Raw genomic sequence first — 16,587 nt, forward strand, 5'->3', positions numbered from 1 at the left:
GCGGCCTGGCTCATACCAGCACCCGCTCGATGCCGCCGGCGTTGGCGCGTTGCACGTACTCGGGCAGCCAGTTCTCGCCCAGGATCTGCTTGGCCATCTCGATGACGATGTAATCGGCTTCCAGCAGGCCGGTGGACAGGTCGTCCTGGTAGCGCGAGATGCCCTGCAGGCAGCTGGGGCAGCTGGTCAGGATCTTGATGTTGTCCTGCGCGCCCACCGCGCCGCTGGAACGCAAGGCCGCCTCGCCCTTGCGGATTTCCTCGGTCTTGCGAAAGCGCACTTGCGTGGAAACATCGGGGCGCGTCACGCCCAGCGTGCCCGACTCGCCGCAGCAGCGGTCGCTCTTGAGCACCTTGTCGCCTACCAGGGCGCGCACGGTCTTCATCGAGTCGCCCTGCTTCATCGGGTTGTGGCAGGGCTCGTGGTACAGGTAGCCGCCCTGCCCCGCGGGCAGGGTGATGCCCTTTTCCAGCAGGTATTCGTGGATGTCGATGATGCGGCTGCCGGGGAAGATCTTGTCGAACTGGTAGCCCTGCAGCTGGTCGTAGCAGGTGCCGCACGACACCACCACCGTCTTGATGTCCAGGTAGTTCAGCGTGGTGGCCACGCGGTGGAACAGCACCCGGTTGTCGGTGATCATCTTCTCGGCCTTGTCGAACTGGCCGCTGCCGCGCTGCGGATAGCCGCAGCACAGGTAGCCCGGCGGCAGCACGGTCTGCACGCCGGCGTGCCAGAGCATGGCCTGCGTGGCCAGCCCCACCTGGCTGAACAGGCGCTCCGACCCGCAGCCGGGGAAGTAGAACACCGCCTCCGTGTCGGCCGACGTGGCGGCCGGGTTGCGGATGATGGGCACGTAGTCCTTGTCCTCGATGTCCAGCAGCGCGCGTGCTGTCTTGGTGGGCAGGCCACCGGGCAGCTTCTTGTTCACGAAGTGGATCACCTGCTCCTTGACCGGCGCCGTGCCCACGGTGGCGGGCGGGTGCGCGGTCTGCTTGCGGCTCACGCTGCGCAGCACGTCCACGGCCATGCGCTGGGCCTTGAAACCTACATTGACCATGCCCGCGCGCAGCAGCTTGATGGTGTCGGGGTTGGTGGCGTTGAGCATCGCCATGGCCAGCTTGTTGCCGGGGCGGAAGCTTTTCTTGCCCATCTTGCGCAGCAGGTTGCGCATGTTCATGGTCACGTCGCCGAAGTCGATCTTGACCGGGCACGGCGAGTAGCACTTGTGGCACACGGTGCAGTGGTCGGCCACGTCCTCGAATTCCTGCCAGTGGCGGATGGACACGCCGCGGCGCGTCTGCTCTTCGTACAGGAAGGCCTCGGCCAGCAGCGAGGTGGCCAGGATCTTGTTGCGCGGGCTGTACAGCAGGTTGGCACGCGGCACGTGCGTGGAGCACACGGGCTTGCACTTGCCGCAGCGCAGGCAGTCCTTCACGCTGGCAACGATGTCGCCGATGTCGCTCTGCTGCATGATCAGCGACTCGTGCCCCATCAGCCCGAAGCTGGGCGTGTAGGCATTGGTCAGGTCCGCGAACATCAGCGAGGTGCGCGAGCCTTTATGCGCAAAATGGGCCTGCAGTGCTTGCCCGTCCTGCGCGAGCAGCTCCTGATTGCGTAGCAGCTTGCCGCGGTTGAAGCGGCCTTGCGGGTCCACCTTGCGCTTGTACTCGGCGAACGGCGCCAGTTCCTCGTCGGTCAAAAACTCCAGCTTGGTGATGCCGATGCCGTGCTCGCCCGAGATCACGCCACCCAGGCTGCGCGCCAGCACCATGATGCGCGCCACCGCCTCGTGTGCGGTCTGCAGCATGGCGTAGTTGTCGCTGTGCACGGGGATGTTGGTGTGCACGTTGCCGTCGCCGGCATGCATGTGCAGCGCCACCCACACCCGGCCCTTGAGCACGCGCTTTTGCACGTCGCCCAGCGCCTGCATCAGCGGCTCGAAGTCGCTGCCGGTGAAGATGTTGCGCAGCGGATCGCGGATCTGCGTCTTCCAGCTGGCCCGCAGGCGGTGGTCCTGCAGCTGGGGGAACAGTTCTTCCACGCGCTGCAGCCAGTCCTGCCAGAGCGCGCGCGTCTCGCGCACCAGGGCCAGGGCCAGGGCCAGCTTTTCCTCCAGCAGCTCGGGCGAAGGCGGCTCGCCGCCCGCCTCGGGCTTGCCCAGCGGCAGGTTGCCGCGCGCGAGAAACTCCTCCAGCGCGTCGGCCAGCTCGATCTTGTTGCGCAGGCTGAGTTCGATGTTGATGCGCTCGATGCCGTCGGTGTACTCGGCCATGCGCGGCAGCGGGATCACCACGTCTTCGTTGATCTTGAAGGCGTTGGTGTGGCGGCTGATGGCGGCCGTCTTCTTGCGGTCGGCCCAGAACTTCTTGCGGGCCTCGGCGCTCACCGCCGTGAAGCCCTCGCCGCTGCGGCTGTTGGCGATGCGCACCACCTCGGCGGTGGCGCGGGCCACGGCATCAGGGTCGTCGCCCACGATGTCGCCCACCAGCAGCATCTTGGGCAGGCCGCCGCGCTTGGACTTGGTGGTGTAGCCCACGGCGCGCAGGTAGCGGTCGTCCAGGTGCTCCAGGCCCGCCAACAGCACGCCGCTGCGCTTTTGCTCAGCGAACATGAAGTCCTTGATCTCCACGATGCTGGGCACGGCGTCCTTGGCGTTGCCAAAGAACTCCAGGCACACGGTGCGCGTGTGCTCGGGCATACGGTGCACGATCCAGCGCGCGCTGGTGATCAGGCCGTCGGTGCCTTCCTTTTGCACACCAGGCAGGCCGCTGAGGAACTTGTCCGTCACGTCCTTGCCCAGGCCCTCCTTGCGGAAGGTCTTGCCCGGGATGTCCAGGCGCTCGGTGCGGATCGGCGTCTTGCCGTCAGCCTGGAAGTACGCCAGTTCGAAACTGGCGACGTCGGCGTCGTGGATCTTGCCCAGGTTGTGCCCGATGCGCGTGACCTCCAGCCACTGCCCTTCAGGCGTCACCATGCGCCAGCTGGCCAGGTTGTCCAGCGCCGTGCCCCACAGCACGGCCTTCTTGCCGCCCGCGTTCATGGCGATGTTGCCGCCGACGCACGAAGCCTCGGCACTGGTCGGGTCCACGGCGAACACGAAGCCGGCGGCCTCGGCCGCGTCGGCCACGCGCTGGGTGACCACGCCGGCCTCGGTCCAGATGGTGGCCACCTCGGCGTCCAGGCCCGGCAGGCGGCGCATCTGCACCTCGGTCATGGCCTCGAGCTTTTCGGTGTTGATGACGGCGCTGCGCCAGGTGAGCGGAATGGCGCCGCCCGTGTAGCCGGTGCCGCCCCCACGCGGGATGATGGTCAGTTCCAGCTCGATGCAGGCCTTGACCAGCGCGGCCATCTCGGCCTCGGTGTCGGGCGTGAGCACCACGAACGGGTATTCCACGCGCCAGTCGGTCGCATCGGTCACGTGCGACACGCGCGACAGCCCGTCGAACTTGATGTTGTCCTTGGCGGTGTGGCGGCCCAGGCGGCGCGCCACCTTCTTGCGCAGATCGCTGGCCTCGACCAGCGTGGCGTCGAACTCGTCGATGGCCCGGCGCGCTGCGTCCACCAGCACGCCCACGCGGCGGTCGCGCTCGGCGTCTTCCTGCGGCAGGCGGCGCTTTTCGATCTCGGCCATGCGGTGCTGCAGCGCATCCACCAGCAGCTTGCGCCGGGCGGGGTTGTGCAGCAGGTCGTCTTGCAGGTAGGGGTTGCGCTGCACGGCCCAGATGTCGCCCAGCACTTCGTACAGCATGCGGGCGGATCGGCCCGTGCGGCGCTCGCGGCGCAACTGGTCCAGCACATCCCAGGCGGAGGCGCCCAGCAGGCGGATCACGATTTCCCGGTCGGAAAACGAGGTGTAGTTGTACGGAATTTCGCGCAAACGGGCAGGCTCGGCGCCTTGCGTCTGCAGGGCGGCCAGCGCAATCGGAACATTCATGGGATCAACCTGGGTTGGGCGTGCAGGGCGCCCTCGTGCCTCGGGGTCGGGATTTTAAGCCAGTGCCCGTTACCGCACTGTCCTGCCCGTAGAGCCCCGCCGCTGGCGCGGGGCGGCCAAGGACGGGCAAGAGCCAAATCAGGCCCCAGCGCCCGTCCATTCAGCGCAAGCAGCTATTAAAACAATAGCTATTTAATACAACACGCGGCTGCGGATGGTGCCGGGCACCTGGGCCAGCTTCTCCAGCGCCAGGTCGGACGAGCGCGCGTCGAGGTCGATCACCACATAGCCGATCTTCTCGTTGGTCTGCAGGTACTGCGCCGCGATGTTGATGTGGTTGTCCGACAGGATGCTGTTGATCTGCGAGAGCACGCCCGGCACGTTGTGGTGCACGTGCAGCAGGCGGTGCTTGCCGGCATGCTCGGGCAGCGCCACCTCGGGGAAGTTGACCGACGAGGTGCTGGTGCCGTTGTCGCTGTACCTGACGAGCTTTTCCGCCACCTCCAGGCCGATGTTGGCCTGCGCCTCCATGGTGGATCCGCCGATGTGGGGCGTGAGGAGGGCGTTGTCCAGCCCGCGCAGCGGCGAGACGAACTCGTCCTTGTTGCTCTTGGGCTCCACGGGGAACACGTCCACGGCCGCGCCCAGCAAGTTGCCGCCCTTCAGCGCCTGGGCCAGGGGGTCGATCTCCACCACCGTGCCGCGCGAGGCGTTGATGAGGATGCCGCCCGGCTTCATGGCCGCGATCTCGGCGGCGCCAATCATCCACTGGGTGGAAGGCAGCTCAGGCACGTGCAGGGTCACGATGTCGGCCTGGCCCAGCAGCTCGTGCAGCGAACCCACCTGGCGCGCATTGCCCAGCGGCAGCTTGTGCACCACGTCGTGGAAGATCACGTGCATGCCCAGCGCCTCGGCCAGCACCGACAGCTGGGTGCCGATGGAGCCGTAGCCCACGATGCCCAGCGTCTTGCCGCGGATCTCGTAGGCGTTCGTGGCGCTCTTGAGCCAGCCGCCGCGGTGGGCCGCGGCATTCTTCTCGGGCACGCCGCGCAGCAGCAGGATGGCCTCGGCCAGCACCAGCTCGGCCACGGAGCGGGTGTTGGAATATGGCGCATTGAACACGGCGATGCCGCGCTCGCGCGCAGCGTTCAGGTCTACCTGGTTGGTGCCGATGCAAAAGCACCCCACGGCCACGAGCTTGTGCGCATGCGCGAACACGTCCGCCGTGAGCTGCGTGCGCGAGCGGATGCCAATGAAGTGCACGTCGGCGATCTTGCGGCGCAGTTCCTCGCCCTCCAGCGCCCCGGCCAGCACCTCGACCTGCGTATACCCCGCGGACCGCAACACTTCCACCGCAGAGGGATGGATACCCTCCAGCAACAGGAACTTGATCTTGCTTTTATCCAGGGAAGTCTTGGCCATGGCGTGCAAATTGAGAGGAGATGAAAACACCCAGGCGGCGCGCGCCGCTGGACAGGAGAGGGGATCATTGTGCAATGCACAAATCCCTGTCGGCATCCATGCGATTGCCCGCGGCGGCCCATGCATGCCCCCAGCGCGGCCGGATGTTTGTCACAACATCGTCATGCCAGTGACACAATTCGTCACCCAAGCGCCGCGGGGTTTACCCCGTTGCTGCGCTTTTTGCAGTGTGCGAGAACGACACATTCCTGTCACGGAACGCGACCACCATCGCCGCTTTCCTGCCTATCGTCTATCAACGAGGAGTATTCATGCAGATCAAACACTTGGCGCTGGCCGCCGCAGTGGCCGCCACCAGCCTGGCCGCACAAGCTCAAACAGAGATCCAGTGGTGGCACTCCATGACGGCTGTCAACAACGAGTGGGTCAATGACCTGGCCAAGCAGTTCAACGAGAGCCAGAAAGAGTACAAGGTCATCCCTACCTTCAAGGGGTCGTATGACGAAAGCATGACGGCCGCGATCGCCGCGTTCCGCTCGGGCAATGCACCGCACGTCCTGCAGGTGTTCGAGGTGGGTACGGCCACGATGATGGCCAGCAAGGGCGCCACCGTACCCGTGGGCAAGGTGATGAAGGACGCGGGCGCTGCCTTCGACCCCAGCGCGTACATCCCCGCCGTGGCTACGTACTACACCGACCCCAACGGCCAGATGCTGAGCTTCCCGTTCAACAGCTCCACAACCATCTTTTATTACAACAAGGACGCCTTCAAGAAGGCCGGCCTGAACCCCGACAAGGCTCCCGCCACCTGGCCCGAAGTGTTCGAGGCTGCCAAGAAGCTCAAGGCCAGCGGCCACAGCTGCCCCATGACGCTGGCCTGGATGGGCTGGACGCAGCTCGAATCGTTCTCCGCCTGGCACAACGTGGAGTTCGCCACCGAGAAGAACGGCCTGTCGCCCAACGGCTACAAGGCCCGCATGAAGATCAATTCGCCGCTGCACGTGCGCCACATCGACAACCTGTCGCAGGCCGCCAAGGCGGGCGAGTTCGTCTACAAGGGCCGCGGCTCGGCGGCCCAGGCGTCGTTCACCTCGGGTGAGTGCGCCATGATCCAGACGTCGTCGGGCTTCTACGGCGATGTGGCCAAGAACGCCAAGTTCGCCTACGGCCTGGCGCCCCTGCCCTACTACCCCGACGTGAAGGGCGCACCGCAGAACACCGTGATCGGTGGCGCATCGCTGTGGGTCATGGCCGGCAAGAAGCCCGCCGAATACAAGGGCGTGGCCAAGTTCTTCGAGTTCCTGTCCGACACCAAGGTGCAGGCCGCCAGCCACCAGCGCACGGGCTACCTGCCCATCACCATGGGCGCGTATGAGCTGACCGACAAGTCCGGTTTCTACGCCAAGCACCCCGGCACCGACACGGCCGTGAACCAGATGGTGCGCAAGGTGACCGACAACTCGCGCGGCATCCGCCTAGGCAACTACGTGCAGATCCGCACCATCGAGGACGAAGAACTCGAACAGGTGTGGGCCGGCAAGAAGACGGCCAAGGAAGCCCTGGACTCCATCGTGAGCCGCGGCAACGAACTGCTGGCGCGCTTCGAGCGCTCGTACAAGAAGTAAGCCCTGTCATCCGTGACGGGCGAGGCGTTCCCATGAACGCCCCTTCGGTCGGCGGCCCCTGCCTGGGGGCCGCTTTTCCTTTTCCCGCTGGTGCAGCCTTGCGCCAGCGGTTTTCTCGTTTGTGAACGTCATGGAAAAACGCGTACTTTTCCGCTCGGCGTGGCTGCCCTGGGTGTTGATCGCCCCGCAGTTGCTCATCATCGGCATCTTCTTCTTCCTGCCCGCGGGCCAGGCCATCCTGCAGTCCTTCCAGATGGAAGACGCGTTTGGCATGAGCACCGAGTGGGTGGGGCTGGACAATTTCAAGCAGCTTTTCGACGATCCGTCGTATCTGGAATCCTTCCAGCGCACGGCGCTGTTCTCGGTGCTGGTGGCGGGCATCGGCATCGTGGTGTCGCTGGCGCTGGCCATCTTCGCGGACCGCATCGTGCGCTTTGCCATGGTCTACAAGACCCTGCTCATCGTGCCCTATGCCGTGGCCCCGGTGATCGCGGGCGTGCTGTGGGTGTTCCTGTTCTCGCCTTCCATCGGCGTGGTGACCTACTACCTGGGTGAGCTGGGCTACGGCTGGAACCACATGATGAACGACAACCAGGCCATGACGCTGATCGTCATCGCCTCGGTGTGGAAGCATATCTCCTACAACTTCCTGTTCTTCCTGGCGGGCCTGCAGTCGATTCCGAAGGCGCTGATCGAGGCGGCCTCCATCGACGGCGCGGGTGCATGGCGGCGCTTCTGGAACATCCAGCTGCCGCTCTTGTCGCCCACCACGTTCTTCCTGCTGGTGATCAACATCGTGTACGCCTTCTTTGACACCTTCGGCATCATCGACGCGGCCACGCAGGGCGGGCCGGGGCAGTCCACGTCCATCCTCGTCTACAAGGTGTACCAGGACGGCTTCAAGGCGCTGGACCTCGGCGGCTCGGCGGCGCAGTCCGTGATCCTGATGCTGATCGTCATCGCGCTCACCGTGGTGCAGTTCCGCTACGTCGAGAAGAAAGTGCAGTACTGACCATGATCGACCGTAACCCATGGCTCAATTTCATTTCGCACGCCGTGCTGGTCCTCGGCGTGGCCATCGTGGCCTTCCCGCTGTACCTGGCGCTGGTGGCCTCCACCCACACGGCGGACGCCATCGTGCAGTCGCCCATGCCGCTGCTGCCGGGCAGCCATCTGTGGGAGAACTACCAGGCCGCGCTGTTCGGCTCGGGCAAGCTGGGCTCCAACACCAACGTGGTGCACATGATGTGGGTGAGCTTCGTGGTGGCCATGGTCATCACCGTGGGCAAGATCGCCATCTCGCTGCTGTCGGCGTTCGCCATCGTGTACTTCCGCTTCCCGTTCAAGATGCTGTGCTTCTGGGCCATCTTCGTGACGCTGATGCTGCCGGTGGAAGTGCGCATCCTGCCCACCTACAAGGTGGTGGCAGACCTGGGCCTGCTCAACAGCTACGCCGGCCTCACGCTGCCGCTGATCGCCTCCGCCACCGCCACGTTCCTGTTCCGCCAGTTCTTCCTGACGGTGCCCGACGAGCTGGTGGAGGCCGCGCGCATCGACGGCGCCGGGCCCATGCGCTTTTTCAAGGACGTGCTGGTGCCGCTGTCGCGCACCTCGATCGCGGCGCTGTTCGTGATCCAGTTCATCTACGGCTGGAACCAGTACCTGTGGCCGCTGCTGATGACCACCTCCGAAGACATGTACCCGGTGGTGATCGGCATCAAGCGCATGCTGGCCGGCGGCGAGGCCGCCGTGGACTGGAACATCGTGATGGCCACCGCCATCGTTGCCATGCTGCCGCCCACGGCCGTGGTGATCCTGATGCAGAAGTGGTTCGTCAAGGGCCTGGTCGACACCGAGAAATAAACATCAAAACCGGCTGTAGCGCCCACCCTTCAAGCGCAAACAGCTATTGATTAAATAGCACATATGGCATCCCTTACCCTCACCAACGTCGTCAAGCACTACGGCAGCGGCAAGCAGATCGTGCCCGTGATCCACGGCGTCAACGCCGAGATCCGGGACGGCGAGTTCATCGTCATCGTCGGCCCCTCGGGCTGCGGCAAATCCACCCTGCTGCGCATGGTGGCCGGCCTGGAGGAAATCACCGGCGGCACCATCGCCATCGGCGAGCGCGTGGTCAACAACCTGGAGCCGGCCAGGCGCGACATCGCCATGGTGTTCCAGAACTACGCCCTGTACCCGCACATGAGCGTGTTCGACAACATGGCCTACGGCTTGAAGATCGCCAAGGTGGCCAAGGACGAGATCAAGGCGCGCGTGGACAAGGCCGCCAAGATCCTCGAGCTGGGCCACCTGCTGGAGCGCAAGCCGCGCCAGCTTTCGGGCGGCCAGCGCCAGCGCGTGGCCATGGGCCGCGCCATCGTGCGCCAGCCCCAGGTGTTCCTGTTCGACGAGCCGCTGTCCAACCTGGACGCCAAGCTGCGCGCGCAGACCCGTATCGAAATCCAGAAGCTGCACCGCGAACTGGGCATCACCAGCCTGTTCGTGACCCACGACCAGGTGGAGGCCATGACGCTCGCGCAGCGCATGATCGTCATGAACGCCGGCAACATGGAGCAGTTCGGCACGCCCGAGGAGGTCTACCACACACCGGCCTCCACCTTCGTGGCCAGCTTCATCGGCTCGCCGCCGATGAACCTGCTCAACCACGCGCCGGGCGCCCAGCCCGGCACCACGCTGGGCATCCGCCCCGAGCACCTGGACATCACCGCCGACGGCGGCTGGGCCGTGCAGGTAGAGACGGTGGAGCTGCTGGGCGCCGAGCGCTTGGTGTATGGCCGCGTGGGCGACGAGCAGCTCATCGTGCGCATCGAGGAAGGCGCCCCCGCGCCACAGCCGGGCGACACCATCCACGTCACGCCGCGCGCCCACCGGCTGCACACCTTCGATGCCGGCACCGGCAAGCGCCTGTAGCACCCGACCGCCTGGAGCACCGCGCATGACGACACCTTCCGCCTGGCCCTACCCCCGCTGGATCGCCCACCGCGGCGCCGGCAAGCTGGCGCCCGAGAACACGCTGGCCGCCTTCCGCCTGGGCGCGCAGCACGGCTACCGCATGTTCGAGTGCGACGCCAAGCTGAGCAGCGACGGCGTGGCCTTCCTGCTGCACGACGCCACGCTGGAGCGCACCACCAACGGCCACGGCACCGCTGGCGATCAGCCCTGGGGCACGCTGGCCCAGCTGGACGCCGGTGCCTGGCATTCGCGCACGTACGCGGGCGAGCCGCTGCCCACGCTGGAGCACCTGGCGCGCTGGTGCATCGCCAACGGCCACTTCCTCAACATCGAGATCAAGCCCACGCCCGGTACCGAAGCCGAAACCGGCCGCGCCGTGGCCGCGCTGGCGGCACGCCTGTGGCACGGCCAGAGCGTGCCACCGCTGCTCACCTCGTTCAAACCGCAGGCGCTGGCCGGCGCGCGCGAGACCGCGCCGCATCTGCCACGCGGCCTGCTGCTGGACCAACTGCATGACGGCTGGCTGGACACTACGCGCCAGTGGGGCTGCGTGGCCGTGGTCTGCAACCATGCGCTGTGGAGCGCCGCCACCGTGGCCGAGGTACACCTGGCCGGCATGCGCGCCCTGAGCTACACCGTGAACGACGACTGGGCCGCCCAGCGGCTGCTGGCGCTGCACACCGACGGCATCATCACCGACCGCGTGGACCTGTTCAGCCCCGCCGGGGCCTGACGCGGCGCCACCCGTCCACGCCGGCGGGCGGTGCCGGGCGCGCCGCTCGCGCTGCCGTCTGGCAAGGCCGGGGCCGCTCGGCAGCGGACAATGCGCGCATGCATCGCCTTTCCCGCACCGGCGCGCGCCCGCTGCGCCGCCGTCTCCCCGTGCAGAGCACACGCCACCTTTGGCAGTGGTTGGTACTGGTCTGCTGCCTGTGGCTGGGCGGCACGCCCGCCCTTGCCCAGACCCGGCCCGCTGCGGCCCCCGCCTCCGCCGCGGCCAGCGCGGTGGACACGCTGGGTGAGGACAACGCCCCTCTGCCCTCGGTGGATGAACTGCGCAAGCAGCTCGACGCCATTCCCGCAAAGCTCGGCGAGGAGGACGACGGCCGCAAGCTGCTGACCGAGGTGGCCGCCATCGGCACCGCGGCCGAGCGCGTGGTCGCCCAGCGCACCAGCGACCTGGCGGACCTGGACCGCCGCCTGGAAGGCCTGGGCCCCACGCCCGAAAAGGGGGCACCCGCGGATGCGCCCGACGTGGCCGAGCAGCGCACCGCGCTGAACAAGCAGCGCGGCGTGATCGATGCGGAACTCAAGCTCGCCCGCCTGGTGGCCGTGGATGCCGAGCAGCGCAGCGCGGAGATCGGGCGCCAGCGGCGAGCGCTGTTCCAGGCGGCCCTCACAACGCGCGTCGATTCGCCACTGGCCCCCGCCTTCTGGCGCAGCCTGCGCTACGCCGCGCCCGGCGACAGTGCGCGGCTGCAGGCGCTGGGCGCCAACCTGCGCCGCGCCGTGCAGGCCACGCTGGACTCGCCGCGCCGCGGCACCTTCCTGGGTTACCTGGCCCTGGCCGTCGCCCTGGCCGTGGGGGGTACCTGGCTGGCGGAGCGTGTGCTGGTGCGCGCGCTGCCCGCGCGGCTGCCGGCCACCCGGCTGCGGCGCACGCTGCTGGCGGCGGCGGCGGTGGTGGCGAACGTGCTGATCGTCAGCGCTGCGCTGCAACTCGCGTGGAGCGGGGTCAAGCTCGGCGGCGTGCTGGACGAGGACGTGCGCGCGGTGCAGCAGGCCAGCCTGCGTGCCGCGGCCTACGCCACCTTCGTTATCACGCTGGGGCACGCGCTGCTGTCGCGCCGGCGCAGCTCCTGGCGGCTGCTGCCCATCTCCGACGCGCTCGCCCGCCGGCTCAGCCCCTTCCCGTGGTGGATCGCGGCACTGTCGGCGCTGGGCGGACTGGTCACGCAGGTCAACGCCATCGTGGGCGCCAGCCTGGCGGCCGAAGTGCTGGTGCACGCCGTGTCCGCGGTGTTGCTGTCGGTGACGGTGGCCGTCGCGCTGGGCCGGCTGCGGGCAACGCCCCAGGCAGCGGATGCGGCCGATGGCGCCACCGACGCGGCGCCCGCGGAGAAGGCGGGCCGCCCCCTCTGGGTGGGGCTGATCCTGGCCAGCGCGGGCCTTGCCGCGGCCGCGGCCGCGCTGGCCGTGCTGCTGGGCTTCGTGGCGCTGGGCGGCACGCTGGCGCGGCAGATGGTGTGGTCGGGCGTGGTGTTTGCCACCACCTATCTGCTGATGCAGTTGGTGGACGACCTGTGCGACGCGTTGCTCTCCTCCCACGGCGGCCTGGGCGCGCGCATCCACGCCGCGCTGGCCATCGACGCCCAGTTGCTGGATCAGGCCGCGGTGCTGCTGGCCGGCGTGCTGCGTGTGGCGCTGTTCTTCTACATGGCGATCGCGCTGATGGCGCCGCTGGGCACCAACCCGGACGAGCTGTTCCACCGCGGCAGCAAGCTGGACCACAGCCTGCAGATCGGCGACTTCACGCTGGCGCCCCAGGCACTGCTCACGGCGCTGGCGGTGATCTGTGCGGGCTTCCTGGCGATACGCATCGTCAAGCGCTGGCTCAGCGACCGCTACTTCCCCCACACATCGCTGGAGCCGGGCATGCGCAGCTCCATCGTCACGCTGCTGGGCTACGTGGGCGGCGTGGTGGTGATCGCCGTGGCGCTGGCGGGCCTGGGCATCAGCGTGGAGCGCATCGCCTGGGTGGCGAGCGCGCTGTCGGTGGGGATCGGCTTCGGCCTGCAGGCCATCGTGCAGAACTTCATCTCGGGCCTGATCCTGCTGGCCGAGCGGCCGGTGAAGGTGGGCGACTGGGTGGTGCTGGGCGACACCGAGGGCGACGTGCGCCGCGTGAACGTGCGCGCCACCGAGATCCAGCTGGGCGACCGCTCCACGGTGATCGTGCCCAACTCGGAATTCATCACCAAGACCGTGCGCAACATGACGCTGGGCAGCGCCCAGGGCCGGGTGCTGCTGCGCCTGCCCGCACCGCTGGACACCGACGCGCGGCGTATGCGCGAGCTGATCCTGCAGGCCTTTCATGCGCACGAGGACATCCTGGAGAGCCCCGCGCCATCGGTGACGCTGGAAGGCATCCAGAGCGGCACGCTCACCTTCCTGGCAATCGGCTACGTGAGCAGCCCGCGCAACGCGGGAGGCGTGCGCAGCGACGTGCTGTTCGCCATTTTGGAGGCGCTGCGCGACGCGGGCCTGTCGCTATCGCCTCCAGCCACCACCTCGGTGGCGCAGGCGCCGCGCGACGCCGCCCAGGAAGCGCCGCCGCTGTCGGAGCGCGTCTGAACGGCGCCTGATTCGCTCCTGTTTCAATAGCTGCTAGCGCTTATCAGACAAGCGATACAGGCCAATTTTGCTTCAAACCGACAGCTGCGACCGCACATAGCCCGCCACCACTCCCAGCAACTGGTCCAGGTGCTGCTGCAGCGGTGCAAAGCCGGCGTTGGGCGCACGCGTGTCCTCGTCCATGTATACCGGGCGGCGGATCTCAATCTGCAGGCTGTGGCGCCCCAGGTGCGGCTGGCCGATGCGGCCGATCAGCTCCACACCCTTGTAGGGCTCGTTCAGCGCCACGCTGTAGCCAAAGCCGCGCAGCTGCTCGGCGATCAGGTGCACGAACTCGGGCGCGCAGGTGGTGCCGTCGCGGTCGCCCAGCACGAAGTCGGCCAGCGGCGGCGCGTCCGTGCGGCCCAGGCGCCGGTACACGTCATTGGGCATCGAATGCAAATTCAGGTGCCACACGCGGCCAAAGCGCTGCACGCTCGCGTCGATCGCCTGCTGCAGCTGCGCATGGTAGGGGCGCCAGTAGCCCTCGATGCGCCGCTGCACCTCGACCACCGTGCGCGCACGCGCATACAGCGGCGTGGCCACGCCGTCCTTGCTGATCTGCTGCCAGACCAGGCCCAGGCCCTGGCGCGTCTTGGGGCCGGGAGCGAGCGGCACGGGCCACGCGCCGTCGATCTGCGCGGGATCCAGGTCGTTGTCTGCCCGGTTCACGTCGATGTAAGTGCGCGGGAAGGTCGCGGCGATCAGCGTGGCACCGTGCGCGGGCGCGGTATGCCAGAGGCGGTGCACGTGCGTGTCCTCGCCGCGGCGCAGCAGCGCCAGCGGCACGGCGTGGCCGAAGTCTTCGGGATAGGCCGTGCCGCTGTGGGGCGAGTCGCACACCAGCGGCAGCGGCTGCCCCGTGGGTCGCCAGACCTCGACCGGGGTGTCCGGCCGGGGGCTCAGGTCGTCATGCAACGCTGTCAAAGGCGCACCATCAGTCCAGCTTGATGTTGGCGCGCTTGGCCACGGCCGTGTAGCGCGCGATGGCGGCGTCGATCTGCTTGGCAAACTGCTCGGGCGTGTTGGCCATGGATTCGCCGGAGATGCTCTTTTGCTTCTCCAGGTAGTCGGGCTGGGCCATGGCCTTGTGCGCGGCGGCGTTCAGCTTGGCGATGATCTCCTTGGGCGTGCCCGCGGGCGCCACCAGGCCGAACCAGCCGCCGTCACCCATGCCGGCGTAGCCCAGCTCGGTGTAGGTGGGCACGTCAGGCAGCACGGGGCTGCGCTTCAAGGCCAGCACGGCCAGCGGGCGCAGCTTGCCCGACTGGATGTTGGCCAGCGTGGAGGGCAGGTTGTCCGTCATCGCGTTGACCTGGCCCGCCAGCGCATCGGTCGCGGCCTGGCCCGCGCCCTTGTAGGGGATGTGCAGCAGGTCGATGCCCGCCAGGTTCATGAAGTTCTCGATGTTGGCATGCCCCAGCGAGCCCGTGCCTGGCGAGGCGAATGTGTATTTGCCGGGGTTGGCCTTGGCCAGCGCCACGAACTCCTGCATGGTCTTGGCGGGCACGCTGGGGTGCACCACGAAGACGCTGGGCACGCTCATCACGTTGGTGATGGGGGCGAAATCCTTCACCGCGTCATACGGCAGCTTGGCGTAGATGGCGGGGTTGGCGCCGTGGGTGCTCACCGTGGCCATGCCGATGGTGTAGCCGTCCGGTGCCGCCTTGGCGATGGCGTCTGCGCCGATGGAGCCGCCGGCTCCGCCCTTGTTGTCCACCACCACGGCCTTGCCCAGGATGGGGCCCATCTTGTCGGCCAGCAGGCGGGCCACCATGTCGGTGGAGCCGCCGGGCGCGAACGGCACGATCAGCTTGATGGGGCGGTTGGGGTAGTCGCCCGCCTGGGCGTGCGCCAGGGGTGCGAAAGCCGCAGCGGCGGCGCAGGCGGCCAGGGTGGACAGCAGGGTGCGGCGCAGTGCCATGGGGATCTCCTCGGTATTTAAATAAATGGGGGCAGCCCCATTCTTGAGCGCCCCCGCGTTGACGAAAAGCGACAAAATGGCGGCAATCCATTACCAAAACTCATCAATCGACCGCCCATGCGCATCCACTCGCCGTCGCTGCCCGAACTGCACGCCTTTGCCGTCGCGGCGCGGCTGGGCAGCTTCTCGCAGGCGGCCGATGAACTCAGCGTGACCCAGGGCGCCATCAGCCGCGCCATCGCCCGGCTGGAGGAGCACCTGGGCGTGGCGCTGTTCGCGCGCGAGGGCCGGCGCAGCGTGCTCACGCGCGCGGGGGCCGACTACCTGCAGGCCGTGGGCCCGTCGATCGCCACCATCGAATCCGCCACGCTGGCCGTGCGCACGCGGCGCAACCCGCGCCAGTTGCGCCTGTCGGTCGCGCCCACGCTGTTCAGCCACTGGCTGATCCCGCGCCTGCCCGATTTCCACGCGCGCCACCCCGGCATCGCGCTGTCGTTCGCACCCTACCGGCGCGACGACCCTCTGAGCGCGCCCGAGATCGATGCCTGGATCCGCGTGGGCCGCGCCGACTGGCCTGCGGGCATCGCGGCCCACTACCTGGTGGGGCGCGAGCTGGTACCCATCTGCCGCCCGGCCGACCTGCAGGGGCCCCAGGCCATCCGCGCACCGGCCGACCTGCTCGCGCGGCCGCTGCTGTTCCACACGAACTACCCGGACAACTGGGCGCACTGGTTCGCCGGTGTGGGCTGTGTCCACGGGCCGCTCACGCCGGCGGCGGACTTCGAGCTGGTGTCGCTGCTGGTGCAGGCGGTGATCGCCGGCCTGGGCGTGGCGGTGGTGCAGCGCGCGCTGGTGGAGCCGGAGCTGGCCGCCGGGCGCATTGCCATCGCCATCGACCACCCCGTGCTGCTGGACCGCGGCTACCACCTGTGCATTCCGACGGGGCGCGCGCCCAATCCGGCCCTGGACGACCTGCGCGGCTGGCTGCTGGCGCAGGCGTGCGGACAGGGCGGGAGTTGAATCAGCCGCGCCAGGCGCGCAGCAGCAACCACTGACTGGTGGCGCAGGCCGCCGCCAAGCCGGCGTAGGTGGCCATGCGGCCGTCGCGCCCCAGCAGCACCAACCCCGCCACGAGGACGCAACACCCCACTACAAAGTTGATAGCTATTGGCGCAATCCAGCCGTGCGCTCTGGCCAGTTTTCGCATAAAGACGTGGCTGCATGCCACCAGCAGCACGGCGACCGCCAGCGCGGGTGCGGTGAAGTTCAGCAGATGGTTGAGGGCGAGCAGCAGGTCCATGGAGTCATGATGC

At 67.8% G+C, this 16,587-nt stretch carries 12 protein-coding genes; 7 read left to right on the forward strand and 5 right to left on the reverse strand.

Annotated elements, in window-relative coordinates; translation table 11 throughout:
• Positions 1-10 precede the first annotated feature (10 nt).
• Complete coding sequence (locus MRB47_RS16315; RefSeq protein ID WP_252101211.1) at positions 11-3,934, reverse strand: DUF3683 domain-containing protein; 3,924 nt, start codon at positions 3,932-3,934, stop codon at positions 11-13.
• A 192-nt stretch (positions 3,935-4,126) separates the two neighbouring features.
• The gene (gene serA / locus MRB47_RS16320) at positions 4,127-5,356 is read right to left on the reverse strand and encodes a phosphoglycerate dehydrogenase (RefSeq protein WP_041835901.1); all 1,230 of its coding nucleotides are present in this window, start codon (positions 5,354-5,356) and stop codon (positions 4,127-4,129) included.
• Between the two features lie 311 nt (positions 5,357-5,667).
• Here serA and ugpB point away from each other — a divergent pair, with 311 nt between their 5' ends.
• The 6 genes from ugpB (at position 5,668) to MRB47_RS16350 (ending at position 13,311) form a co-directional block, all read left to right on the forward strand.
• Positions 5,668-6,981, forward strand: a complete 1,314-nt coding sequence (gene ugpB, locus MRB47_RS16325; protein WP_252101212.1) for a sn-glycerol-3-phosphate ABC transporter substrate-binding protein UgpB — start codon at positions 5,668-5,670, stop codon at positions 6,979-6,981.
• Positions 6,982-7,111: 130 nt separating this feature from the next.
• Positions 7,112-7,993: a sn-glycerol-3-phosphate ABC transporter permease UgpA gene (ugpA, locus tag MRB47_RS16330; protein WP_252101213.1), complete on the forward strand. Its 882-nt coding sequence runs from the start codon at positions 7,112-7,114 to the stop codon at positions 7,991-7,993.
• Positions 7,994-7,995: 2 nt separating this feature from the next.
• The gene (ugpE, locus tag MRB47_RS16335) at positions 7,996-8,844 is read left to right on the forward strand and encodes a sn-glycerol-3-phosphate ABC transporter permease UgpE (protein WP_011804304.1); all 849 of its coding nucleotides are present in this window, start codon (positions 7,996-7,998) and stop codon (positions 8,842-8,844) included.
• Between the two features lie 63 nt (positions 8,845-8,907).
• Entirely contained in the window at positions 8,908-9,915 is a 1,008-nt protein-coding gene (locus tag MRB47_RS16340) for a sn-glycerol-3-phosphate import ATP-binding protein UgpC (RefSeq protein ID WP_012655768.1), read from the forward strand.
• A 25-nt stretch (positions 9,916-9,940) separates the two neighbouring features.
• Positions 9,941-10,690 carry a glycerophosphodiester phosphodiesterase gene (ugpQ, locus tag MRB47_RS16345; protein ID WP_252101214.1) on the forward strand — a complete coding sequence of 250 codons (750 nt, stop codon included), beginning with the start codon at positions 9,941-9,943 and terminating at the stop codon, positions 10,688-10,690.
• Between the two features lie 98 nt (positions 10,691-10,788).
• A complete protein-coding gene (locus MRB47_RS16350; protein WP_252101215.1) occupies positions 10,789-13,311 on the forward strand; it encodes a DUF3772 domain-containing protein in 2,523 nt (840 codons plus the stop codon).
• Between the two features lie 72 nt (positions 13,312-13,383).
• On the opposite strand, the gene MRB47_RS16355 is transcribed toward MRB47_RS16350, so the two are convergent.
• The gene (locus tag MRB47_RS16355; RefSeq protein WP_252101216.1) at positions 13,384-14,277 is read right to left on the reverse strand and encodes an N-formylglutamate amidohydrolase; all 894 of its coding nucleotides are present in this window, start codon (positions 14,275-14,277) and stop codon (positions 13,384-13,386) included.
• Between the two features lie 10 nt (positions 14,278-14,287).
• Entirely contained in the window at positions 14,288-15,274 is a 987-nt protein-coding gene (locus MRB47_RS16360) for a tripartite tricarboxylate transporter substrate binding protein BugE (RefSeq protein ID WP_041835900.1), read from the reverse strand.
• Positions 15,275-15,391: 117 nt separating this feature from the next.
• Between MRB47_RS16360 and MRB47_RS16365 the strand changes: the two genes are divergently transcribed.
• Positions 15,392-16,294, forward strand: a complete 903-nt coding sequence (locus MRB47_RS16365) for a LysR substrate-binding domain-containing protein (protein WP_252101217.1) — start codon at positions 15,392-15,394, stop codon at positions 16,292-16,294.
• Between the two features lies 1 nt (position 16,295).
• On the opposite strand, the gene MRB47_RS16370 is transcribed toward MRB47_RS16365, so the two are convergent.
• On the reverse strand, positions 16,296-16,574 hold the full coding sequence (locus MRB47_RS16370) for a hypothetical protein (protein ID WP_012655762.1): 279 nt from the start codon (positions 16,572-16,574) through the stop codon (positions 16,296-16,298).
• Positions 16,575-16,587 lie beyond the last annotated feature (13 nt).

Source organism: Diaphorobacter sp. LI3 (assembly GCF_022807955.1).
Lineage (GTDB): Bacteria > Pseudomonadota > Gammaproteobacteria > Burkholderiales > Burkholderiaceae_C > Diaphorobacter > Diaphorobacter nitroreducens.